A 19,640-nucleotide genomic window follows, 5' to 3' on the forward strand; every position below is an offset into this window, starting at 1 on the left:
TCTCGGTCAGGGTCGCGGCAGAGATAGACGCAGGCCTCGCGGGCGTCCACTCCCCAAACGCGCGGACCCTCCCCTTTCATCTTGCTAGAAAAACTCCGGGGGTGGGCGCATCCCAAAGGATGCGCAGAGGGGGCTGGCCCCCTCAGCAACGCTTACCGCTTGCGGAACGTCATGTAATGAGGCACCCGGCCCTCGCGCAGCGCCTTCTGCTCGTACCGCGTCGATAGCCAGTCGCCCCAAGGCTGTCGCCAATCCGAAGCACTCTCGGCCATCCACTCGAACCCAGCCTTCGGAACCTCCTCCATCGTCTGCCGCACGTAGTCTTTGATGTCTGTTGCGACGCGAAACTCGGCGCCGTCCTTCAGCGCCCGATGAAGCGGCGCCAGGTGCTCCGGCGTCACGAAGCGGCGTCGGTGGTGACGCGCTTTTGGCCAGGGGTCGGGATAAAGAAGAAACGCCTTCGCGACAGAACCCTCGGGCAGCACATCGAACAAATCCCGCGCATCGCCAGGATAAACCGCGAGGTTGCTGACCCCCGCGGCGCGGATCTTGCCGAGCAGCATGGCAACGCCGTTGATATAGGGCTCGCACCCGATGATCGCGATGTCGGGGTTGCGGGCGGCCTGATGCACCAAGTGCTCTCCGCCGCCAAAACCCACTTCCAGCCAGACGTCCCTCCCGCCGAACCGCTCCGCCAAATCCAGCGGCACGCGGTCGGGGTTCACGTCCCAATCGACCGCCCCGGGCGACAAACGCGCCAGATCCTCCGCCAGGTAGCGTTCCTGGCTATCGCGCAGGTCATGGCCCTTGCGGCGGCCATAGAAGTTGCGGTGGGGACGGTTTGGGTGGGGATCTGTCATGACACAGAATGTGCCGCCCCTCCGACATCGCGGAGGGGCGAGACGCGTTTTACAGCGCCGCTTTGATCGCGTCGGCCAGGTCGGTCTTCTCCCACGAGAAGCCGCCGTCGGCCTCCGGCGCGCGGCCAAAGTGGCCGTAGGCTGCGGTGCGGGCATAGATCGGGCGGTTCATGCCCAGGTGCGTGCGGATGCCGCGGGGCGTCAGGTCCATGACCTGCTCCAACGCGCGCTCGATCTCGGCCTCGTGGACCTGGCCCGTCTGATGCGTGTCGCAATAGATCGACAGCGGCTTGGCCACGCCGATGGCGTAGCTGAGTTGGATCGTACAGCGATGGGCCAGACCCGCAGCCACAACGTTTTTCGCCAGATAGCGCGAGGCATAGGCCGCCGAGCGGTCCACCTTGGTGGGATCTTTGCCCGAAAACGCGCCGCCGCCGTGGGGGGCCGCGCCACCGTAGGTGTCCACGATGATCTTGCGACCCGTCAGGCCCGCGTCGCCATCGGGCCCGCCGATGACGAACTTGCCGGTCGGGTTCACGTGCCATTCGGTCTCGGCAGAAATCCAGCCCTCGGGCAGTTCGCCGCGAATATAGGGCTCAACAATCGCGCGCACGTCGTCAGAGGACAGCGACGCGTCAAGGTGCTGGGTCGACAACACGATCGACGTCACGCCAACAGGCTTGCCGTCTTCATAACGCACCGACAGCTGCGACTTGGCGTCGGGGCCAAGCACGGCCTGCTCGCCGGATTTACGCACCTCGGCCAGGCGCTTCAGGATCGCGTGTGCATAGTGGATGGGGGCGGGCATCAACTCGGGCGTTTCAGCCACGGCGTAGCCGAACATGATGCCTTGGTCGCCGGCGCCTTCGTCCTTGTCTTCGGCCGCATCCACGCCCTGGGCGATATGGGCGGATTGTTCGTGCAGCAGGTTGGTGATTTCCACGGTCTCGTGGTGGAACTTGTCCTGCTCGTAGCCGATGTCCTTGATGCAGGCCCGCACGATGGGATCAACCTTGCCCATGTATTCGGCCAGCTTGTCCTGATCGCTCAGGCCGACTTCGCCGCCGATCACGACGCGGTTGGTGGTGGCGAAAGTCTCGCACGCCACGCGTGCCTCGGGCTCTTCCGACAGAAACGCGTCCAGGATCGCGTCAGAGATCCGGTCGCAGACTTTATCGGGGTGGCCCTCGGAAACGGATTCCGAAGTGAACAGGTAGTTATTACGCGCCATGGGAAGTGCTCCATTGAAGTTTCCCCCACGCCAGGAAGCCGTTGTGGGGAGATTGACGCCGCTTACGCCGCTTTCGAGCCGGGTTCAATGGGGGGTAAGCCGCCGCGCAAAGGCAATTCCGACTAATGTGGCAAAAACCGCAAAAAGAAGCGCGGGCAGGTCGCCTGTGCGCGTATAAAGCGTGGGCGGCAAGGCCTGCGGCAGGCGCGCGTCGAGCACGCCTTGGGTGTCCATCGGCAAGGCGTGGGTCACGGTGCCCCGTGCATCGATCACCGCCGAAACGCCGGTGTTCGCCGCCCGGATCAGCGGGAGCCCCTGTTCGGCTGCACGAAGCCGCGCCAGCGCGAGGTGCTGATAGGGCATGGCGAAGCTGCCAAACCACGCATCATTGGTGACTTGCACCATCCAGTCGGGGCGCGCGACGTCGCGGATGTAGTGCGGAAAGATCGCCTCGTAACAGATCATCGGGAAGGCTTGGCCAAACGCCCCCAGATCGATCAGCGTGGGGCCGTCGCCAGGCCGGTAGCCGCCCGATAGCTGCTGCGCGAGGCCTTGCAGGCCAAGCTGATCCGCCAATCCCCGCAAGGGCATATATTCGCCAAACGGCACGAGGTGATGTTTGTCATACAGGCTGGCAATGCCGCCGTTCGGGTCCAGATGCGCCAATATGTTGCGCGGCTCCAGCCCGGCATAGCGTTGCGCGCCGATCAACACGTCAGCCGCGCCGGCGGCCTCACTGATACGAGCGCGTGCGTCGTCAGATCGGCCAAGGAGGGTGGGCAGACTGGTCTCGGGCCAGATGATCAGGTCCGGCGGGCCGAGGGGGCCCGGCGCGCTGGCCGTGAGGGTCAGGCCCCGGTCGAAGAACACCGGGATCATGTCGCTTTGCCATTTCAGATGTTGCGGCGCGTTGATCTGCACGATGCGCACAACGGGCGCGTCTTGTGCGGGGACTGCGATGGTGGTGGGCACTGCCAAAGAAAACGACCCTGCGGCCAAGCCGATGACCAGCGGGACACAGGCCCAAGCCGCTCTTTGCAAAACGAACAATGCGGCGGTTGCAGCAGACAGCGTCAGCACCAGCAAAGTCAGGCCGTGTGACCCGCCGTAAGCCGAAAACGCAAGCGCTTCGCTCCCTACAAGCCCATGGCCGGGCTGCGCCCAAGGCAGGCCCGTGAAGATGTGGCCGCGCAAGGCCTCGGTCAGGGTCAGGAGCCCCGCGAAGACCAGCGTGCGCCATGGGCCATTGGCGAGCCGGGCAGAGAGCCATCCAGCCAGTCCCCAGAACAGCGCCAGACCACCCGCCAGCAGGATCAGCGCAAATGGCGCCATCCAACCTGTCACGGCGGCATCCACGAAGAACGGCTGCACAATCCAATGCATGGAGACGGCGAACCACCCGGCGCCCGCCGCCCAGGCCCGAAGGGCCGCCGCCCGGGCATCCGGCGCCGTGGCCACCAGGGCCGAGACCAACGCAAACGCCGGAAAAATCGCAAACCAGGCGTCAAAGGGCGGCAAAGCAAGCGCTGCAGCGCCCCCCGCGAAGGCCGCCAGCGCCCGAGCCTGCCAGCGCCCGAGTGATGTCACTCAGCGGCCTCGGACGGCAGGCGAACGCGCAATCGTTTGATGCGGCGGGGGTCGGCATCGATCACCTCGAACTCCACGCCCGAAGGATGCGGCACCACTTCGCCGCGCGCGGGGACACGGCCCGTCAAAAGGAAGACCAAACCACCCAGTGTATCGACCTCTTCTTCTTCCTCCTCATCGACCAATTCCATGCCGATCTCGGATTCGAAATCATCCAGCGGGGCGCGTGCGAGCGCCAGGAACGCGCCATCCTCTTCCCGGACCCAAGGCTGCGCCTCTTCGATGTCGTGTTCATCTTCGATCTCGCCGATGACCTGCTCGATTAGGTCTTCGATGGTCAGCAAGCCGTCCACACCGCCATATTCATCGATCACCAACGCCATGTGGGTCCGGTCCGCCTGCATCTTGGTCAATAACACGCCAATGGGCATCGACGGTGGCACATAGAGGACCGGACGCAGGGACTCGGACAGGGTGAAGGGCTCATCGTCACCGTTGAACCCATACCGAAGGGCGATATCCTTGAGGTGGACGAGGCCAATGGGCTCGTCCAGCGTGCCGTCGTAAACGGGCAACCGCGTGAGGCCACTGTCGCGGAACACCTGCACAAGATCGGGCAGGTTGGTGTCGCTGGCCACCGATGTGATCTCGGCCCTCGGGATTGCCACATCCTCAACCCGCATGCGCCGAAGGTTGGAGATGCCCGGCAGCCGGGGGCCTATGGTTTGGGGGCTGGAGGTGTCACTGGTCAGAACATCAGCATCGGGGTTGGGTCCCGACGCGTCTGCGCCAAAAATGCGGGCAAAGAACCCGGGCCTTTGGGCCGGGGCTTCTTCGTCGGTCTCAAACTCGTTTGAGGGCGCGCCACGCGCCGCGGGAGACGACGGATCAGGGTTTGAGCTCATGGCTCCTTTCCAACAGAAAACCGGGCCGGAATTGCCCGTTGGTCCTAATATGGGTCAGGGACCCCCAGTCTGGCAAGTATCCGCGTTTCCGTCGCCTCCATTAGATCGGCGTCCGCGTCGGTTTCATGATCAAATCCAAGGCAATGGAGTAGGCCATGCACCAGCAAATGGCTCAGATGATGGGCCAGCGGTTTACCGCCGTCCCGCGCCTCGCGCGCGCAGGTTTCGAAGGCAAGGGCAAGGTCCCCCAGCTCATTTGGCAGGTCTTCAAGGTCGGGCATCGCGCCGGGCGTGTCAGGCGCGCGGTCCTCTGCGGGCCAGCTGAGCACGTTGGTGGGCGTGGGCTTGGCGCGGAAATCGCCGTTCAGGGTGGCGATGCGCGCGTCATCGCAGGCGAGGATTGAAAGGGAAAAATCGGTGGGGTTCAGGGACAGATCCCGCAGCGCAGCAATGCACGCGGCCTGGGCCAACCCCTCAAGGTCCAACGCGTCCCACTCCGGCGCCTCAATCAGCACATCGATCTCCATGGCGCGGGCTTAGGATGCGCGGGCCGCCAAAGCAACGTTCGTGACGGAACCGCTGGCCTTGCCCCCGAAACAAACGCCCCAATTTAACCACATTGTTTCGACACCCTGTAGCTCGTCCGAGAATCACAACAGGTAAGGCAGGCCAATGCAAAATACGGGTTCCCTGATCAACATCAGCAGCGCGATCGCCGATTTTCAGCACCTTGAACTTGGCCTGGCGCTCACCTTCATCGGGTGGATCACAGTCTCCTGGCTGCTGCGCAAACGCGAGACCGACGGCTAAACGCCTAGTACTGCGGCACCTTCTCGCCCCGCGCGGCGTGATCGGCGATGATGCCGATGCGTTTAGCCCGTGTCTCTGCCCGCTTTGCGCCCGCCATGAAGCGCAGCACATTTCGCCGGTACGACGGCGCAGACGCATCAAACCAGGGGCTGGCGCGACGTTCATCAAGTGCAGCACGCAGATCCTCGGGGACTTCCAAATCATCAATCCCGTCCGAGGCGGACCAAAGCCCGCTGGCTTTGGCGGCTTCCAACGCCGCCAGGCCCGGTGCCCGCATTCGGCCCTCTGCGATCAACCGCTCGGCCCGGTCCTTGTAGGTCCGCGCCCAGACCTGCGCCGCGCGCGGCGCGATCAACTGCATGGTCCTTTCGTCATCAAGCTTCATCCGCCGCCCGTCGATCCAGCCGTGGGCGATCAACGCATCCAAGACTTGTGACCGGCTCAGATACTTGCCCGGATGTGCTGCTTTCCACGTCACAAGCCAGACAGAGGGGCCCGAGTGGTTGGCCGCCATCCAATCCCACAAGGCCTGTTCAGATGTCACTTCAACTTGGTCGATCTGCGCCATGCGCGACACATAGGTCGCGCGGCGCTACCCGACAGGGCCGTCCTTGTCGTAGGCTTGGATGATCTTGGCAACCATATGGTGGCGGACGACATCTTTGGCGGTGAAGTAATTGAAACTGATGCCTGAGACGTCCTTCAGGATCCGCTCCGCGTCAGACAGACCCGAGGTGACACCGCGCGGCAGGTCGACCTGGGTGCGGTCACCGGTGATCACCATGCGCGATCCCTGCCCCAACCGGGTCAGGAACATCTTCATCTGCATGGACGTGGCATTCTGCGCCTCGTCCAGTACCACGTAGGCATTCGACAGCGTCCGCCCGCGCATGAAGGCCAGCGGCGCGATCTCGATGGTCTTTTCCTCGATTAGTTTCGCGAGCTGTTTGCCCGGCAGGAAATCATTCAGCGCGTCATAAAGCGGCTGCATGTAAGGATCGACCTTGTCCTTCATGTCGCCGGGCAGAAAGCCCAGGCGTTCGCCCGCTTCCACCGCAGGGCGGCTGAGGATGATCTTGTCAACATGGCCGGACATCATCTGGTTCACCGCAACGGCCACGGCGATGTAGGTCTTGCCGGTGCCTGCTGGGCCGATCCCGAAGGCCAGCTCGTTGCTGTAGAGCGCGCGGACATAGTCCTGCTGTGCCTGGGTGCGCGGCTCGACCGTCTTCTTGCGGGTGCCGATTTCCAGCGTGCCGCCTTTGAACATCTCGATCTGGTCGCCGTCGCGCACGCCGGTGCCGTCGGCCGATCCGCCCATGCGGACGGCCGCGTCGATGTCACCGGGTTCGACCGTTTTTCCCTGCTCCAGCCGCTCATAGAGGCCCTGAAGGATCGCCGCCGCGCGGTCGCGCGCCTCGCCCAAGATCGCGAGGAGGTTGCCGCGTCGGTTGATCTGGACCGAGAGCAACTGCTCGACCTGCGCAAGGTTGCGGTCGTACTCTCCGCATAGCTCGATCAGCAGGCGATTGTCGGAAAACTCAATGGTGCGTTCCAGAGATTCGGGGGCAACAGAGGGGGCGCTGGACGGGTCCGAGGGGGGCAGCGTGTTGATTGCCAAAGACTTCTCCGGTGGGGCTGATGCGTCCCGGACCACCCGAGGCGCCTGTTACGTTCGATTCTGGCGTTGAGCAAACGCGTTGTCCACATCACAAACGGGCTTGGCTCCAATATTTTGTGTGTGCGGGGCATTCGGCACGCCATACCTGCCCATTTCCAGTGCAAATGTGCCGACAAAAAAAACGGGCGACCCAAGAGCCGCCCGACTGTTTCGATCATCCGTTGGACGCGCCGTTAACGGACGCGCGGCACGAAGTCCGGGATGCCGGGGCTGCCCGAGCTGTAATCGCCAATGACCGACCCGCGCGGCGCGGGCTCGGTGCAGACCGGCAGACCCGAGCGGGGGTCCAGGCGGCGCGACCAGTAGCCTTCGAGGCCGTCGTCGATCATCCAGATGTGGCAGCCATCGGGGTCGATGTAGATCCCCGCCTCAAGCCGCGAGAGCGAGCCGGAATCGCGGCCCCGGTCTTCGCCGATGGCAATCACCGGCGGCTCACCGTTGGGACCCGTGCGGGCCGGACCAACGCCTTCCACGCAGCCCATCAGGGCGAGCGGGAAAGCCATCAGCAAAGGAAGTTTAAACATGTTCATCTTGTAGTCCCTTCCTCCGCCTCAGCGGTAGCACACGATTTCAACGCGACGGTTGCGCTGCATGTTTGCAGCCGAGTTGTTCGGCGCAACCGGACGACGCTCGCCGTAGCCGATCTCACGGGCGACACGGGCACCGACGGAACGGGCAACGTTCGCGACGGCGGCGGCGCGACGCTCGCTCAGACGCATGTTGTATTCGTCCGATGCGCGGCTGTCGGTGTGGCCGTAGATGGCATAGGCATAGGCGCCGGCCTGGGTGAAGAATTGCTGCAGGTACTGACGGCCCGAGCCGGTCAGACGCGCACTGTCGGTGTGAAACATCGTATCGGTGTTCGCGACGCCGCAGGCGTTCACATCCAGACACACAGGCATGCCGTTGTGCGGGTTCACGCGGCCTTCCATGTAGCCCTCGATGCCGCCGTCGGCGACCCAGTGCAGACACCCATCGGGGTCCACCCACAGGCCCGGCTGAACCGTGCCACTTACGATAATCTGCTGTTGAGCCGCTGCCGGCGTCGAGGTGGCAATGAACGCCCCCGCAACCAGGGCAGTGACGCCAAGCGTGCTAGTCAGTCCCCGCGTCAAACCGCGTGTCAGAGCGTCAATCACTCGTGCATCCCCCTTAGTTCCGAACCCAAGAGGCGCCTGATGCGCCCAAGGCTTCGATCAAATGATTCCTGCATTGTTCCGGTCAGCTTGCAGCGCCGATTCAGAAAACGCGTAGATTTCAGAAGGATAGCAACTTATCCCCAGTTGGGAAGAGCTTTATTCGCGCTTGGGTTGCGGATTCGGAAACAGCAGGGGAACGATTCGGCCATTTTTGCCTGTTGGCGAACGGAAGCCCCTAAATGTAGTCCCCCCTTGCTCAAAATAATTGCCACACTGTTCCCGGTTTCGCGACGATCCGGCGAATCGGTCGGGTTTGTTTCCGCGATTTCCGAATCTTAACCAGCCCTGAAAATGTGATGGCGGCCAAGCGTTAACGTTGTGTTAACCTCTTGGCACATTCGGAGTCGGATCTTGGATCTCTGCACTTGGGTTTTGGCCCTTGGATCTACGCGGCTTCGGTAAATCTGGGGAATAGAAATGAAAAACAAAATCGCATTTGCCGCCCTTGGGGGCGCACTTCTGCTTGCTTCCGTCGCACCGGCGGCGGCGACCGGCTACCACTACCCGACCGTCGTCAACACGGTCCAAGTCACCGTAAGCTGCTTCCGGGGTCCGTGGAGCGAAGTCATCTGGGACCGGCCCAATCCGATCTTCATCGATAGCCTCGTGAGCGTCGGCTACACTTTCCCTGAAGCCCACGCCATCGGCGAGCGTGTCTGCCGCGACGCCAGCACGGTCGACCGCCCGGACCGCGCCGTGCAGGTGATGCATCAGATCATCGCGCAGAACCCGCCGCGCTAAGGCAGGGGGGCGGGCGCTTTGCCCGCCCTTAGACCAGCCGCCCGGTCAGGGAGTTGGTCTTGCTTTCCACAATCTCGACCTCGGCGATCTGCCCGCGCAGATCCTCGGGGCCGTCGACATGGACGGAGTGCAGGTAGTCGGACTTGCCGATCATCTGTCCCGGATTGCGGCCCGGCTTCTCAAACAGCACCTTCACGCGGCGTCCGACCATGGCGTCCTGCGCGGCGCACTGCTGCTTTGTCAGAAGCGCTTGCAGCCGTTGTAGCCGTTCACTGGCCTCAGCTTCGCTAACCTGCCCTTTGCGCTCTGCCGCCGGGGTGCCGGGGCGGGCGGAGTACTTGAAGGAATAGGCCGTGCCATAGCCAACGGTTTCGACCAGATCGAGCGTGGCCTGGAAATCCGCCTCCGTTTCGCCAGGGAAACCGACGATGAAATCGCCTGAAAGGTGCAGGTCCGAGCGCGCGGCGCGGATGCGTTCGATCAGGCGGATATACTCCTCGGCCGTGTGCTTTCGGTTCATCGCCTTCAGGACCGTGTCGGACCCCGCCTGTACGGGCAGATGCAAGTAGGGCATCAGTTCGGGGCAATCGCCGTGGGCGGCGATCAGATCATCTTCCATGTCGTTGGGATGGGATGTGGTGAACCGCAACCGGTCCAGCCCGTCGATCTCCGCCATCTCGCGGATCAACCGCGCAAGGCCGTAGTCGCCGTTGCGATAGGCATTCACGTTCTGACCCAGAAGCGTGATCTCGCGCACGCCGCGCGCCACTAGGTCCCGCGCCTCCCCCATCAACCGATCCGCGGGGCGCGAAACCTCGGCGCCGCGCGTGTAAGGCACCACGCAGAACGCGCAGAACTTATCGCAGCCTTCCTGCACCGTCAGAAATGCCGTCGGGCCGCGTGTGGCGCGCGCCTTGGGGAGCTTGGTGAATTTGTCTTCTTCGGGGAAGTCTGTGTCGAGGGCCTTTTCGCCCGCGTTCACCGCTTCCATCATTTTCGGCAACCGGTGGTAGGTCTGTGGCCCCACGACCAGATCCACCAACGGCTGGCGGCGCATGATCTCTTCACCCTCGGCCTGGGCCACGCAGCCCGCCACGCCGATCTTCAGATCCGGGTTGGCATCGCGCAGGGGGCGCAGGCGCCCCAGCTCCGAATACATCTTCTCTGCCGCCTTCTCGCGGATGTGGCAGGTGTTGAGCAGGATCATGTCAGCGCCGTCGGGGCTGGCGACCTGTTCATACCCCTCGCCGCCCAAAGCCTCGGCCATGCGCTCACTGTCATAGACGTTCATCTGACAGCCATAGGTCTTCACGAACAGCTTCTTGGTCATCGGGGCGCCTCACGCAGGATCAAGGAAATCGCAACGGATGGGGTGTATCGTGCGGATGCTTGCGGTTCAACCAACGGCGCAATTGCAAAATCAGGACGGCGCAGGCATCTTGTCGCCAAAAGCACCGAGCAGCTGACACCCATGAATTTCGAGACTCTTTCCAGCTTCAAGGCCGCCCCCGCAACGACGTTCGGCAAAGGGCCTTTCGCCGTGCTGATTGCGGAGGACAGGGTAGAGCTTGCCTCAAGCCTGGATCATCTGCACTCGCTGGCGTTCAAAGGGATCTTCATCCTCGCCCCGGAAGAGGTAGAGGTGCCCGATGCCCCCAAAAACACGAAATGCCTGCAATACGTCATCCGCCACCCCTCGCGCCAGCCGGGCGCGACACAGGACATCGTGAATGCGCTGATCGAGAAAGCGCCGGGCGAGTGGATCCACTACTGCTATAACGGCGAATACCTTTTCTTCCCGTTCTGCGAAGACCGGACGATCGGCGAATTGGTCACCTGGGTGATGGAAGAACGGCGCGAGTCTGTGCTGACCTACGTGGTTGACCTCTACGCGGGCGATTTGTCCGCGCATCCCAACGCCGTTGATCTAGACGGCGCGTTGCTGGACAGCTCCGGCTATTACGCCGAAACTCGGCGCGGCGGGCCCGAGCAAGACGAGGTCATGGACCGCCAGTTGAATTTCTATGGCGGCCTGCGGTGGCGGTTCGAAGAACACGTCGCCAAACCCAAGCGCAAGATTGACCGCGTGGGCCTGTTCCGCGCAGCGCCGGGCCTCACTCTGCGCGAAGACCACACCCTGTCCGATGAAGAGCTGAACACCTATTCCTGCCCCTGGCACCATTCCCTTTCGGCGACGATCTGTTCGTTCCGGGTGGCCAAGGCGCTGCGGACCAACCCCGGGTCTCGCCACGACATCCCTGACTTCCGCTGGCACAAATCGGTCCAGTTCCACTGGTCCTCCATGCAATTGATGGAACTGGGCCTGATGGAGCCCGGCCAGTGGTTTTGAGTCAAATTCGCTGCATTTAGACGCCCCATTTTAAGACAGTTTTAGATCGTTACCCCGCTTCTGTTGCCCAAGTTCAGAACGCACAGCGGGACCTTTCGGCATGGCCACGATCAATGGCGACAACAACGGCAACAACCTCGACGGCACCGACAACGACGACACCATCAATGGCGAAGGTGGCAATGATCAGCTTGACGGTAAAAAGGGCAACGACAGCATCGACGGCGGGTCTGGCAATGACACGCTGAAAGGCGACGAAGGCAACGACAGCATGGATGGCGGCCTCGGCGACGACCAGCTCGAGGGGGGGAAGGGTGATGACACCCTGATCGACGACCACGGCAACAGCACCATGCAGGGCGGCGAAGGCAACGACGAGATGTATGCCAACGGCGACGCCAGCTCGCTCGATGGCGGAGAGGGCGACGACTACATCGCCGCCAGCAGCGGCGACGACACCATTGAAGGTGACAAAGGCGCCGATACGATCTTCGCCAACGAGGGCAACGATTCCGTCAGAGCGGGTGAAGACAACGACGAAGTCTACGGCGGCGGCGGAAACGACACCATCGACGCAGGCGAAGGAAACGACACAGTTTCCGGCGGGGACGGCGACGACACGATCTTCGGCGACAAAGGCGCCGACGTCATCTACGGCGGCGAGGGCAATGATACCATCGACGGCGGGGAAGATAACGATGCGCTGAGCGGCGGCGCGGGCAACGATTCCATCACCGCAGGCAAAGGCAACGATACCATCGAGGGCGGCGAAGGCGACGATACGATGCGCGCCGGCGAGGGAACCGATACCTTCGTCATCCGCGACGGGCACGGCAGTGACCGCATCCTGAATTTCAGCTCTAACGACATCATCGCCTTTGATATGGCCGAAATCACCAGCTACCAGGATGTGCTGGACCGAATGTCAGGCGACGACACGACCGTCATCACCTTCGACAATGGCGACACCCTGCGGTTAGTGGATTTCGAGCGGGAAGACATCGGCCCCTCCAACTTTGCCTATTCCGCCGGCCCGGTCTGCGTTCTGGAAGGCACGCCGATCCGCACCGAACGCGGTGACGTCGCGATTGAAGATCTGCGCCCCGATGATATCATATGGACCAAGGACAACGGGTGGCAGGCGATCCGCCTTCTTGTGCGCGAAACCATCCACTTTTCGCACCGCGACGATCCCGGCAAACCCATCCTGATCCCCGCCGGCGCTTTGGGCGACAACCTTCCGGCGGAGCCGCTGATCACCTCCCCCCAACACCGCGTCCTGCAAAGCATTCCCCACACCGAGGAAGAGGTTCTGGTCCCCGCGGTAAAGCTGATCGGGTCCAACGGGATCCGACGTATGCGGGGGCGCAAATCCGCCAGCTACTATAACGTGGTGATGGAACGGCACTCGATCATCCAAGCCGCCGGGTGCTGGGTTGAAAGCATGCTGGTGACCACCCAAAGCCTGTCGCGCCAACATGCTGCCGCGCGCCGATTGCTGGATCACTGCCTGGGAATGGAGCCCGCCCGTCGCATCGAACGCAAAGGCACCCGCCCCCGGCGCTTGAAGCTGGCATGAAAAAGGGCGACCCAAACGGATCGCCCCCCACTTCTTTGCGTGCAGTAAATCAGGCTTCGACGGTGTCGCCCTCAATCGCCTTGGCGCCGCTGGTCCCGATCTCGATCCGGCGCGGCTTCAGCGCCTCGGGCACCTCGCGCACGAGGTCGATGTGCAGCATCCCGTGCTCGGCCACCGCACCCGTCACGCGGACATGGTCGGCCAGTTGGAAGCGCTTTTCAAACGCGCGCGTGGCGATGCCACGGTGCAGATAGGTGCGGGCGTCCTCGTCCTTCTCACGCTTGGCCGAGACGACAAGCTGATGCTCGCGCTGCTCCACGTTCAGATCGGCGTCCGAAAACCCAGCCACGGCGACAGAGATCCGGTAAGAATTCTCGTCCAGCTTTTCGATGTTGTAGGGCGGGTAGGTCGACTGCGTGGAATCCTGCGTCAGAACGCGGTCCAGCATGTCCGCCACGCGGTCAAAGCCGACGGTGGCACGGTAGAGGGGGGAAAAATCATAGGTTCGCATGGGTCATCCTCCATTGAGCGATAACGATAATTTGGGCTGCCCTGATGGTCAGGCGCAGGCCCGGTTACGGGTATCGGCCCGCTTGGCGGCACCGACAGGACTGATTTGGGAAGGCGGAAATCGGGTTTCAAGACCCCTTCGACTAGGGCCGAATAAATCGAGCACCGATGTTGTCCCGCGCATCCGCCCCCTGAAGGACGAACGACGGCGTACCGCCAAGGGCGGTCACGGCGGCAGGGGCCGATGCGCCACGCTGATACTGTGCCATGAGCGTATCAAGATGCCCCTCCAGCATCACCGCAAGGGAAATGTCGCCGTCATGGTTCTGGGCGCTGGCCGAAATCACCGCCACAACCTCTGCCCGCCCCTGATTGACCCGCAGAACCGGCGAGCCGGACGAGCCGGAGACAACCTCACAGGTCAGGGAGCGGACCGACTCCTGGCGTTGCAGGATTTCGCAACCTTCCTCAATCGAGGCATATCCTTCCCGCTCGCGGCCATATGACACCACGGTCACACGGCCCTCTCGCCACGGAGTTCGCGCCACGGAGATCGGCACGATAGACGCCATAGAGACGGGAGCTGACAGCTCCAGCAGCGCGATGTCGCGACCGATCATGTCAAAGTCGGGACCCTGCTCGGGGCGGTAATCGGGCAGAACCATGATGCGGCGCACCCGCCGGATGGCTTCCGCATGGCCGTTGCGAAGGCCCGCGAAGAACGTCAGATCCTCCGGCGCAAAGGCGCGCGATGTCTGGGGATGGTACACGCAATGGGCGGCGGTCAGGACCAGATCTTCGCGGATCAGCGTGGCCGAACAGAACGATGCGCCAGTGTCCAGCCGCCCCACGGCACGCCACAGCTGAACCTCCGTGCCGCTGTTCAAAGCGCGCAGATTGCCGTGGCCCTCTGTCAACTGCACCTGCGGCAGACCTTGCGCTTGCACGCCGTTCAGGCCGCCAAAGGCAAGACCCAATGCACATAGAAACCCTGCGAAAAACGTCCGCTTCATGGACGACCCTCCTGACATGATGCCAAGGGCATACCGAGGAAGCTGGGCGAGAATATGGCCGTTTCATCGCCCCCATCTGCCATTCAGGCGCGGAGGCGGGCGGGGGCGGGTCGGTGGGACGCCCGCCTCCGCGCCTGTTAGCGCAGCATCGGCACCGCAGGCTCGTCGCGGTTGCGATCCAGCGCAGCGGGACGCGGCCCGCCTGTGGCCCAATCCAGAAGCTCGACCGTGTGGACAATCGGCACATCGGTCCCGCCCCCGATCTGCATCATGCAGCCGATATTGCCGGCCGAGATGATGTCGGGCCGCGTGGCCTCCAGTGTCTGCACCTTACGCTCTTTCAAATGGCCCGAAATCTCTGGCTGCATCAGGTTGTACGTCCCCGCCGATCCGCAGCACAGGTGGCTGTCGGCAGGCTCCAGCACCTTGAACCCGGCGCGTTTCAACAGGTCCTTGGGGTAGGTCTTGATCTGCTGCCCATGCTGGAGCGAACAAGCCGCGTGATAGGCCACGCGGATGCCGTCGCCGTTTTTTTGCACCACATCTTCAGGCATCAGGTCGATCAGCACCTCGCTGATGTCCTTGGCCAAACCTGCAACGGCCGCCGCGTCCTCGGCCAGTTTTGCGTCTTCTCGGAACATGTGACCGTAGTCCTTCACCGTCGTGCCACAGCCGCTGGTATTGATCACAATCGCGTCCAAGCCCTCACCGCGCATCTCCGCCGCCCAGGCGCGGATGTTCTTTGCCGCCGTTCCGTGGCTTTCCTCGGTTTTGCCCATGTGATGGGTCAGCGCCCCGCAGCATCCGGCACCCTCGGCCACCACAACCTCCGCCCCCAAGCGGGTCAGCACCCGGATCGTCGCGTCGTTGATATCGGTGTTGAGCGCTTTCTGCGCGCAACCCGTCATCAGTGCCACGCGCATCTTCTTCTGGGTCGCAGGAAACGTCTGGGGGTCGTCATTGCGACTTACCGGAGGGATGTAATCCGGCGCCATCTCCAGCATTGCGCGCAGGCGCGCGTCAGGCATCAGGCGCGCAAAGGGCCGCCCGATCTTGGCGCCCAGAAGGGCCAGGCGGAACCGCATGGGATAAGGCAGGATCTGCGCCAGGGTCCAGCGCAGCACCCGCTCGAACCAAGGTCGCTTATAGGTCTGCTCAATGTACTCGCGCGCGTGATCGACCAGGTGCATGTAATGCACACCCGATGGACAAGTTGTCATGCAAGCCAGGCAGGACAGGCAGCGGTCGATGTGCTTCACCGTCTTCTCATCGGCCGGGCGATTGTTTTCCAGCATATCCTTGATCAGATAGATCCGCCCCCGCGGACTATCGAGTTCATCCCCCAAGACTTGATAGGTCGGGCAGGTCGCCGTGCAAAAACCACAGTGGACGCAGGTCCGCAGGATCTTGTTGGAACGGGCGATCGCCGGGTCTTTCAACTGCTCGGGCGTGAAGGTGGTTTGCATATTAGGCGGCTCCCATCAGGCCCGGGTTGAGAATGCCGCGAGGGTCGAATTTCGCGCGCAACCCTTTCGACAAAATGGCAACGCCGGGCTCCTCCGGCTGGAAAACGCTGACACGCGCCAAAACGGTCTCGGGTGCCTTGAACAGGGTCGCATGGCCGCCCCCGTGGGTAACGACGCCGGATTGAATGGCATCGTGCATTTCCACGATTTGCGCGTCATCTGCCGCCGCGCCCATCCGCAACCATGCGAGACCCCCGGCCCAATCGTATTGCACGTCCAAACCACTGCCGAGCGCGGGCACCAGACCGGACATTAAATCGGACGGCTTCATCGAAACGCGCCACACCGCGCTGGACCCATCGGCGAAATCCGTCACATCGCGCATCCGTTTCCACAACGCGGCTGAGGCACCGGGGTCCGAGATCACGTCGATCTCTCCCATTTTGCCCAGAAGCGCGCGCAGTTTTTCGGTGCGGTACTGGACCGAAACCTCAAGCCCTTCCAACCGAAGGAACACCCCCTCACCCGGCACCGAGGCGGCGCCCGATACTTCAAACGGCGACATCATCGCTTCGGTCATCACCGCAAGCGCGTTCGCGTCGCGCACAACCACCGTGGCGCCATCGAGTTTCGGAAGCACTTTCAAAGCGACCTCTGACATGACGCCCAAGGTGCCATAGGACCCTGCTATCAGCTTCACCAGGTCGTAGCCGGTCACGTTCTTCATCACACGGCCCCCGTTTTTCAGCACGTCCCCGCGCCCATCAACGAACCGCACGCCCAAAAGCGCATCGCGGCAGGCGCCAGCCAGCAATCGACGCGGGCCCGAGGCATTCGCCGCCACGACGCCGCCAATGGTGGATGCCCCATCGCGGCCCAAAAGGCTGCGCATGTCAGCGGGTTCAAACGCCAGCATCTGCCCCTCGGATGCCAAGGCCGCTTCGATGTCGTCCAGCGGCGTGCCCGCCTTGGTCACCAGCGTCAGCGCGCCGGGGTCATACATCTCGATCCCCACAAGCTCTGACAACGACAGAACCTCGCCTGCCCCTGCCGCCCCGATGGACCGCGTTCCGCCGCCCACGACCCGCAGAGGGCCCGTTGCCCCGGCCACCGCGTCGCTTAATTCGGCCTCGCTCACAGGGCTCAACATCGGGCCCGCTCCTTCATCTTGCCAGAAAAACTCTCAGGGGGGGTCTGGGGGGATGAAATCCCCCCAGCGCGGTCGGCCTGGCCCGCGCGTCAAGCGCTGGCTTGGGCGAGTTCACTTTCGCGGCGGGTGCGCGACGTCTCCAATGGGAACACCTTTGCGGGGTTCAGCAGCCATGCGGGGTCAAAGACGTCCTTCACTCGCATCTGCGCCTCCATATCCGCGTCCGTGAATTGCGCGCCCATCAGGTCACGCTTCTCCACGCCCACGCCGTGCTCACCTGTCAGACATCCGCCCACCTCAACACACAGCGTCAGAATGTCTGCGCCACATTGCTCGCACAGCTCCAGATCGCCAGGCTTGTTGGCGTCGAACATGATCAACGGATGCATGTTGCCGTCGCCTGCATGAAACACGTTGCCGACCTTCAAGCCGTATTTGTCGCCGATGTCCTTGATGCCCTTCAGCACGCGCGGCAGCTCGCCCACCGGGATCGTCCCATCCAGGCACATATAATCCGCGACCTGTCCCACCGCCCCAAACGCGGATTTACGACCCAGCCAGATGCGCGTCGCTTCTTCCGCCGTCTCAGCCTCGCGCAGCTCCACCGGGTTATGGGACCGCGCAATCTGCTTGATCAGGCCAAGCTGCGCGTCAATTTCAGCCGGAGAGCCCTCCACCTCCACGATCAACACTGCCTCGCAATCGGGGTAGCCCGCCTTGGCGTAGTTCTCGGCGATCTCCAGGATCGGACGGTCCATGAACTCGATGGCGACGGGCAGGACGCCTGCCTTGATGATGTCGCTGACGCATGCGCCTGCGACCTCATTGCTGTCGAAGCCAATCAGAACGGGTCGTGCGCCCTCGGGCTTGCGCAGGATGCGCAGGGTGGCTTCCGTCACCACGCCCAACTGCCCCTCGCTGCCGCAGATCAGGCCCAGAAGATCATAGCCACCACTATCAAGGTGCGCGCCGCCGATCTCGACCACCTCGCCTTTCATTGTCACCATGGTGACACCCAGAAGGTTGTTCGTCGTCACGCCGTACTTCAGGCAATGGGCCCCGCCCGAGTTCATCGCAATGTTGCCTGCGATGGCACAGGCCAACTGGCTGGAGGGATCCGGGGCGTAGAAGAAATCCTCGGATTCCACGGCTCCCGTCACCGACAGGTTCGTGCGGCCCGATTGCACCCGGATGATGCGGTTCTCGTAGTCCGTCTCCAGCACCTGGTTCAGCCGTGCAACGCCCAGGATCACGCTGTCTGCGGTGGGCAACGCGCCCCCCGCCAGCGATGTGCCCGAGCCCCGGGGGACGACCGGCACCCCTTCTTCATGGCAAATCTTCAAGGCCGCCGCGACTTCTTCCGTGGTCGCTGGAAGCACGACGGCGAGCGGAGGGCATTTGTAGGCGGTAAGCGCGTCGCATTCGTAGGCTTTTGTCTGCGACGGATCATGGATCACGGCCGTCTTCGGGAGCACGCTCGACAACCGCTCTACAATCCGTGCCTTGCGGCTTAGAATTCCAGCGTTCGGTGTTGGCATCTGCATCAGCATGTCCTCCCATCTGGCGGGCAACCCCGCGAATTGGTAAACTAATATAACCAATATCCGCATTAGGCAATTGTTTTTGCTCAGGGGCAATGTGGCATCTTGCGGCGCATCCTGTTCCTGACCAGAAGGTGTCGCCATGGAATGGGTCAAAGTCTTGCATCTGTTGTGCGTTTTGGGGTGGATGACCGGCATCTTCGCCGCCCCGCGCGCAATCATCTTCTGGAAGCGCGAATGGGAGGCCCAGGGCACCTTCGGCCCGACCGGGGATCTGACGATCCGCATCTACCGCTTTTCCCTTGGTCTGGGTGTTATCGCGATTCTCTCGGGCCTTTACCTCGCGCACCTCTGGGGCTGGCCCAAGTGGTCTTTGCTCAAGATCTGCGTCGTTCTGGCCCTGGCCGTGCACTACGGTTGGACCGGTCGATTGGTCCTGCGCGCCCGCAAGGGCATCTTTACGGAATCCGACCGCTGGTTGCGCGTTTACAATGAGATCAGCGTTTTCGGTACCATCGGCGTGTTGATCCTTGTGGTTTACAAACCGTTTTAAGGCCTCACGCAATCGTGGCTGGCACGCCGCGCAGCGGCGCGTATCGTGTCCCCATGAAGTATATCATTCCTTTCTTGCTCGCCGCCACGCCTGCTTGGGCGGATCCCGCACAGGTCGTTGGCATCGACGCCACGCCCGGCGCGAACGGTTGGCGATTTGACGTGACCATTGCCCATGGCGATACGGGGTGGGACGATTATGCCGACGGCTGGCGGGTCGAACTGGCCGATGGCACGATCATCGGTAACCGACCGCTCGCGCATCCCCATGTCGAAGAGCAGCCGTTCACGCGGTCTACCTCAGGCGTAGAGGTTCCGGACGATACGACCGAAGTCTTCATCCGCGCCCGTACGAATGTTGAGGGATGGGCCGACACCACGACAGCGTTTACCGTTCCAACCAACTAGCGCGCCGCATGATCAAAGTGCTGGTGGGGGGGAGCGCGAGGGGGTTTCCCCCTCGCC

General features: G+C 62.8%; 21 protein-coding genes and 1 riboswitch. Of the genes, 6 read left to right on the top strand and 15 right to left on the bottom strand.

The annotated features are described in order from the left end of the window. Positions 1–152 precede the first annotated feature (152 nt). From trmB to ybeY, 5 genes are all read right to left on the bottom strand, one after another. Positions 153–860 (bottom strand): tRNA (guanine(46)-N(7))-methyltransferase TrmB, encoded by a 708-nt coding sequence (gene trmB / locus AC6I9R_RS20675; protein ID WP_461428249.1) that lies wholly within the window; start codon positions 858–860, stop codon positions 153–155. Between the two features lie 49 nt (positions 861–909). Beyond that, complete coding sequence (metK, locus tag AC6I9R_RS20680) at positions 910–2,091, bottom strand: methionine adenosyltransferase (protein ID WP_461428248.1); 1,182 nt, start codon at positions 2,089–2,091, stop codon at positions 910–912. Positions 2,092–2,097: 6 nt separating this feature from the next. Beyond that, positions 2,098–2,144: riboswitch (SAM-SAH riboswitch) on the bottom strand. 31 nt (positions 2,145–2,175) lie between these two features. Beyond that, a complete protein-coding gene (lnt, locus tag AC6I9R_RS20685; RefSeq protein ID WP_461428247.1) occupies positions 2,176–3,678 on the bottom strand; it encodes an apolipoprotein N-acyltransferase in 1,503 nt (500 codons plus the stop codon). Continuing rightward, on the bottom strand, positions 3,675–4,583 hold the full coding sequence (locus tag AC6I9R_RS20690) for a transporter associated domain-containing protein (RefSeq protein ID WP_461428246.1): 909 nt from the start codon (positions 4,581–4,583) through the stop codon (positions 3,675–3,677). The genes lnt and AC6I9R_RS20690 overlap by 4 nt, the downstream gene beginning before the upstream one ends. Positions 4,584–4,627: 44 nt before the next feature. Next, positions 4,628–5,110, bottom strand: coding sequence for an rRNA maturation RNase YbeY (gene ybeY / locus AC6I9R_RS20695; RefSeq protein WP_461428245.1), 483 nt, complete (start codon positions 5,108–5,110; stop codon positions 4,628–4,630). A 145-nt stretch (positions 5,111–5,255) separates the two neighbouring features. Here ybeY and AC6I9R_RS20700 point away from each other — a divergent pair, with 145 nt between their 5' ends. Further along, on the top strand, positions 5,256–5,393 hold the full coding sequence (locus AC6I9R_RS20700) for a hypothetical protein (protein ID WP_461428244.1): 138 nt from the start codon (positions 5,256–5,258) through the stop codon (positions 5,391–5,393). A 4-nt stretch (positions 5,394–5,397) separates the two neighbouring features. On the opposite strand, the gene AC6I9R_RS20705 is transcribed toward AC6I9R_RS20700, so the two are convergent. From AC6I9R_RS20705 to AC6I9R_RS20720, 4 genes are all read right to left on the bottom strand, one after another. Next, a complete protein-coding gene (locus AC6I9R_RS20705; protein ID WP_461428243.1) occupies positions 5,398–5,961 on the bottom strand; it encodes a YdeI/OmpD-associated family protein in 564 nt (187 codons plus the stop codon). Positions 5,962–5,985: 24 nt separating this feature from the next. After that, complete coding sequence (locus tag AC6I9R_RS20710) at positions 5,986–7,014, bottom strand: PhoH family protein (RefSeq protein WP_461428242.1); 1,029 nt, start codon at positions 7,012–7,014, stop codon at positions 5,986–5,988. A gap of 233 nt (positions 7,015–7,247) precedes the next feature. Then, positions 7,248–7,598 carry a hypothetical protein gene (locus AC6I9R_RS20715; protein WP_497863039.1) on the bottom strand — a complete coding sequence of 117 codons (351 nt, stop codon included), beginning with the start codon at positions 7,596–7,598 and terminating at the stop codon, positions 7,248–7,250. Between the two features lie 27 nt (positions 7,599–7,625). After that, positions 7,626–8,213, bottom strand: coding sequence for an OmpA family protein (locus AC6I9R_RS20720; RefSeq protein ID WP_461428240.1), 588 nt, complete (start codon positions 8,211–8,213; stop codon positions 7,626–7,628). Between the two features lie 477 nt (positions 8,214–8,690). Here AC6I9R_RS20720 and AC6I9R_RS20725 point away from each other — a divergent pair, with 477 nt between their 5' ends. Beyond that, positions 8,691–9,014 carry a hypothetical protein gene (locus AC6I9R_RS20725; protein ID WP_461428239.1) on the top strand — a complete coding sequence of 108 codons (324 nt, stop codon included), beginning with the start codon at positions 8,691–8,693 and terminating at the stop codon, positions 9,012–9,014. Positions 9,015–9,042: 28 nt separating this feature from the next. Here AC6I9R_RS20725 and miaB read toward each other — a convergent pair whose 3' ends face one another. Next, positions 9,043–10,344: a tRNA (N6-isopentenyl adenosine(37)-C2)-methylthiotransferase MiaB gene (miaB, locus tag AC6I9R_RS20730; RefSeq protein ID WP_461428238.1), complete on the bottom strand. Its 1,302-nt coding sequence runs from the start codon at positions 10,342–10,344 to the stop codon at positions 9,043–9,045. A gap of 141 nt (positions 10,345–10,485) precedes the next feature. Here miaB and AC6I9R_RS20735 point away from each other — a divergent pair, with 141 nt between their 5' ends. Together AC6I9R_RS20735 and AC6I9R_RS20740 are read left to right on the top strand one after the other, a co-directional pair. Beyond that, entirely contained in the window at positions 10,486–11,364 is an 879-nt protein-coding gene (locus AC6I9R_RS20735; RefSeq protein ID WP_461428237.1) for a hypothetical protein, read from the top strand. Between the two features lie 100 nt (positions 11,365–11,464). Beyond that, positions 11,465–12,943 carry a Hint domain-containing protein gene (locus AC6I9R_RS20740; protein ID WP_461428236.1) on the top strand — a complete coding sequence of 493 codons (1,479 nt, stop codon included), beginning with the start codon at positions 11,465–11,467 and terminating at the stop codon, positions 12,941–12,943. Between the two features lie 49 nt (positions 12,944–12,992). On the opposite strand, the gene AC6I9R_RS20745 is transcribed toward AC6I9R_RS20740, so the two are convergent. From AC6I9R_RS20745 to AC6I9R_RS20765, 5 genes are all read right to left on the bottom strand, one after another. Continuing rightward, the gene (locus AC6I9R_RS20745) at positions 12,993–13,454 is read right to left on the bottom strand and encodes an Hsp20 family protein (RefSeq protein ID WP_461428235.1); all 462 of its coding nucleotides are present in this window, start codon (positions 13,452–13,454) and stop codon (positions 12,993–12,995) included. 142 nt (positions 13,455–13,596) lie between these two features. After that, positions 13,597–14,466 carry a trypsin-like serine peptidase gene (locus AC6I9R_RS20750; protein WP_461428234.1) on the bottom strand — a complete coding sequence of 290 codons (870 nt, stop codon included), beginning with the start codon at positions 14,464–14,466 and terminating at the stop codon, positions 13,597–13,599. 137 nt (positions 14,467–14,603) lie between these two features. Further along, positions 14,604–15,932, bottom strand: coding sequence for a glycolate oxidase subunit GlcF (gene glcF / locus AC6I9R_RS20755; protein WP_461428233.1), 1,329 nt, complete (start codon positions 15,930–15,932; stop codon positions 14,604–14,606). 1 nt (position 15,933) lies between these two features. Continuing rightward, complete coding sequence (locus tag AC6I9R_RS20760; protein ID WP_461428232.1) at positions 15,934–17,082, bottom strand: FAD-binding protein; 1,149 nt, start codon at positions 17,080–17,082, stop codon at positions 15,934–15,936. An 89-nt stretch (positions 17,083–17,171) separates the two neighbouring features. Next, positions 17,172–18,626, bottom strand: a complete 1,455-nt coding sequence (locus AC6I9R_RS20765) for an FAD-linked oxidase C-terminal domain-containing protein (RefSeq protein WP_461428231.1) — start codon at positions 18,624–18,626, stop codon at positions 17,172–17,174. A 139-nt stretch (positions 18,627–18,765) separates the two neighbouring features. Between AC6I9R_RS20765 and AC6I9R_RS20770 the strand changes: the two genes are divergently transcribed. Together AC6I9R_RS20770 and AC6I9R_RS20775 are read left to right on the top strand one after the other, a co-directional pair. Next, a complete protein-coding gene (locus tag AC6I9R_RS20770; RefSeq protein ID WP_461428230.1) occupies positions 18,766–19,176 on the top strand; it encodes a CopD family protein in 411 nt (136 codons plus the stop codon). A gap of 53 nt (positions 19,177–19,229) precedes the next feature. Further along, on the top strand, positions 19,230–19,583 hold the full coding sequence (locus AC6I9R_RS20775) for a hypothetical protein (protein WP_461428229.1): 354 nt from the start codon (positions 19,230–19,232) through the stop codon (positions 19,581–19,583). Positions 19,584–19,640: the final 57 nt, after the last annotated feature.

Source organism: Gymnodinialimonas sp. (assembly GCF_059726805.1).

Excerpts from the sequence above, each read along its gene's own strand:
- AC6I9R_RS20770 (WP_461428230.1), top strand. The coding sequence starts at position 18,766 with ATGGAATGGGTCAAAGTCTTGCATCTGTTGTGCGTTTTGGGGTGGATG.
- miaB (WP_461428238.1), bottom strand. The coding sequence starts at position 10,344 with ATGACCAAGAAGCTGTTCGTGAAGACCTATGGCTGTCAGATGAACGTC.
- glcF (WP_461428233.1), bottom strand. The coding sequence starts at position 15,932 with ATGCAAACCACCTTCACGCCCGAGCAGTTGAAAGACCCGGCGATCGCC.
- ybeY (WP_461428245.1), bottom strand. The coding sequence starts at position 5,110 with ATGGAGATCGATGTGCTGATTGAGGCGCCGGAGTGGGACGCGTTGGAC.
- AC6I9R_RS20775 (WP_461428229.1), top strand. The coding sequence starts at position 19,230 with ATGAAGTATATCATTCCTTTCTTGCTCGCCGCCACGCCTGCTTGGGCG.
- AC6I9R_RS20745 (WP_461428235.1), bottom strand. The coding sequence starts at position 13,454 with ATGCGAACCTATGATTTTTCCCCCCTCTACCGTGCCACCGTCGGCTTT.
- AC6I9R_RS20715 (WP_497863039.1), bottom strand. The coding sequence starts at position 7,598 with ATGTTTAAACTTCCTTTGCTGATGGCTTTCCCGCTCGCCCTGATGGGC.
- metK (WP_461428248.1), bottom strand. The coding sequence starts at position 2,091 with ATGGCGCGTAATAACTACCTGTTCACTTCGGAATCCGTTTCCGAGGGC.
- AC6I9R_RS20750 (WP_461428234.1), bottom strand. The coding sequence starts at position 14,466 with ATGAAGCGGACGTTTTTCGCAGGGTTTCTATGTGCATTGGGTCTTGCC.
- AC6I9R_RS20700 (WP_461428244.1), top strand. The coding sequence starts at position 5,256 with ATGCAAAATACGGGTTCCCTGATCAACATCAGCAGCGCGATCGCCGAT.
- trmB (WP_461428249.1), bottom strand. The coding sequence starts at position 860 with ATGACAGATCCCCACCCAAACCGTCCCCACCGCAACTTCTATGGCCGC.
- AC6I9R_RS20765 (WP_461428231.1), bottom strand. The coding sequence starts at position 18,626 with ATGCAGATGCCAACACCGAACGCTGGAATTCTAAGCCGCAAGGCACGG.
- AC6I9R_RS20705 (WP_461428243.1), bottom strand. The coding sequence starts at position 5,961 with ATGGCGCAGATCGACCAAGTTGAAGTGACATCTGAACAGGCCTTGTGG.
- AC6I9R_RS20690 (WP_461428246.1), bottom strand. The coding sequence starts at position 4,583 with ATGAGCTCAAACCCTGATCCGTCGTCTCCCGCGGCGCGTGGCGCGCCC.
- AC6I9R_RS20735 (WP_461428237.1), top strand. The coding sequence starts at position 10,486 with ATGAATTTCGAGACTCTTTCCAGCTTCAAGGCCGCCCCCGCAACGACG.
- AC6I9R_RS20740 (WP_461428236.1), top strand. The coding sequence starts at position 11,465 with ATGGCCACGATCAATGGCGACAACAACGGCAACAACCTCGACGGCACC.
- AC6I9R_RS20760 (WP_461428232.1), bottom strand. The coding sequence starts at position 17,082 with ATGTTGAGCCCTGTGAGCGAGGCCGAATTAAGCGACGCGGTGGCCGGG.
- AC6I9R_RS20725 (WP_461428239.1), top strand. The coding sequence starts at position 8,691 with ATGAAAAACAAAATCGCATTTGCCGCCCTTGGGGGCGCACTTCTGCTT.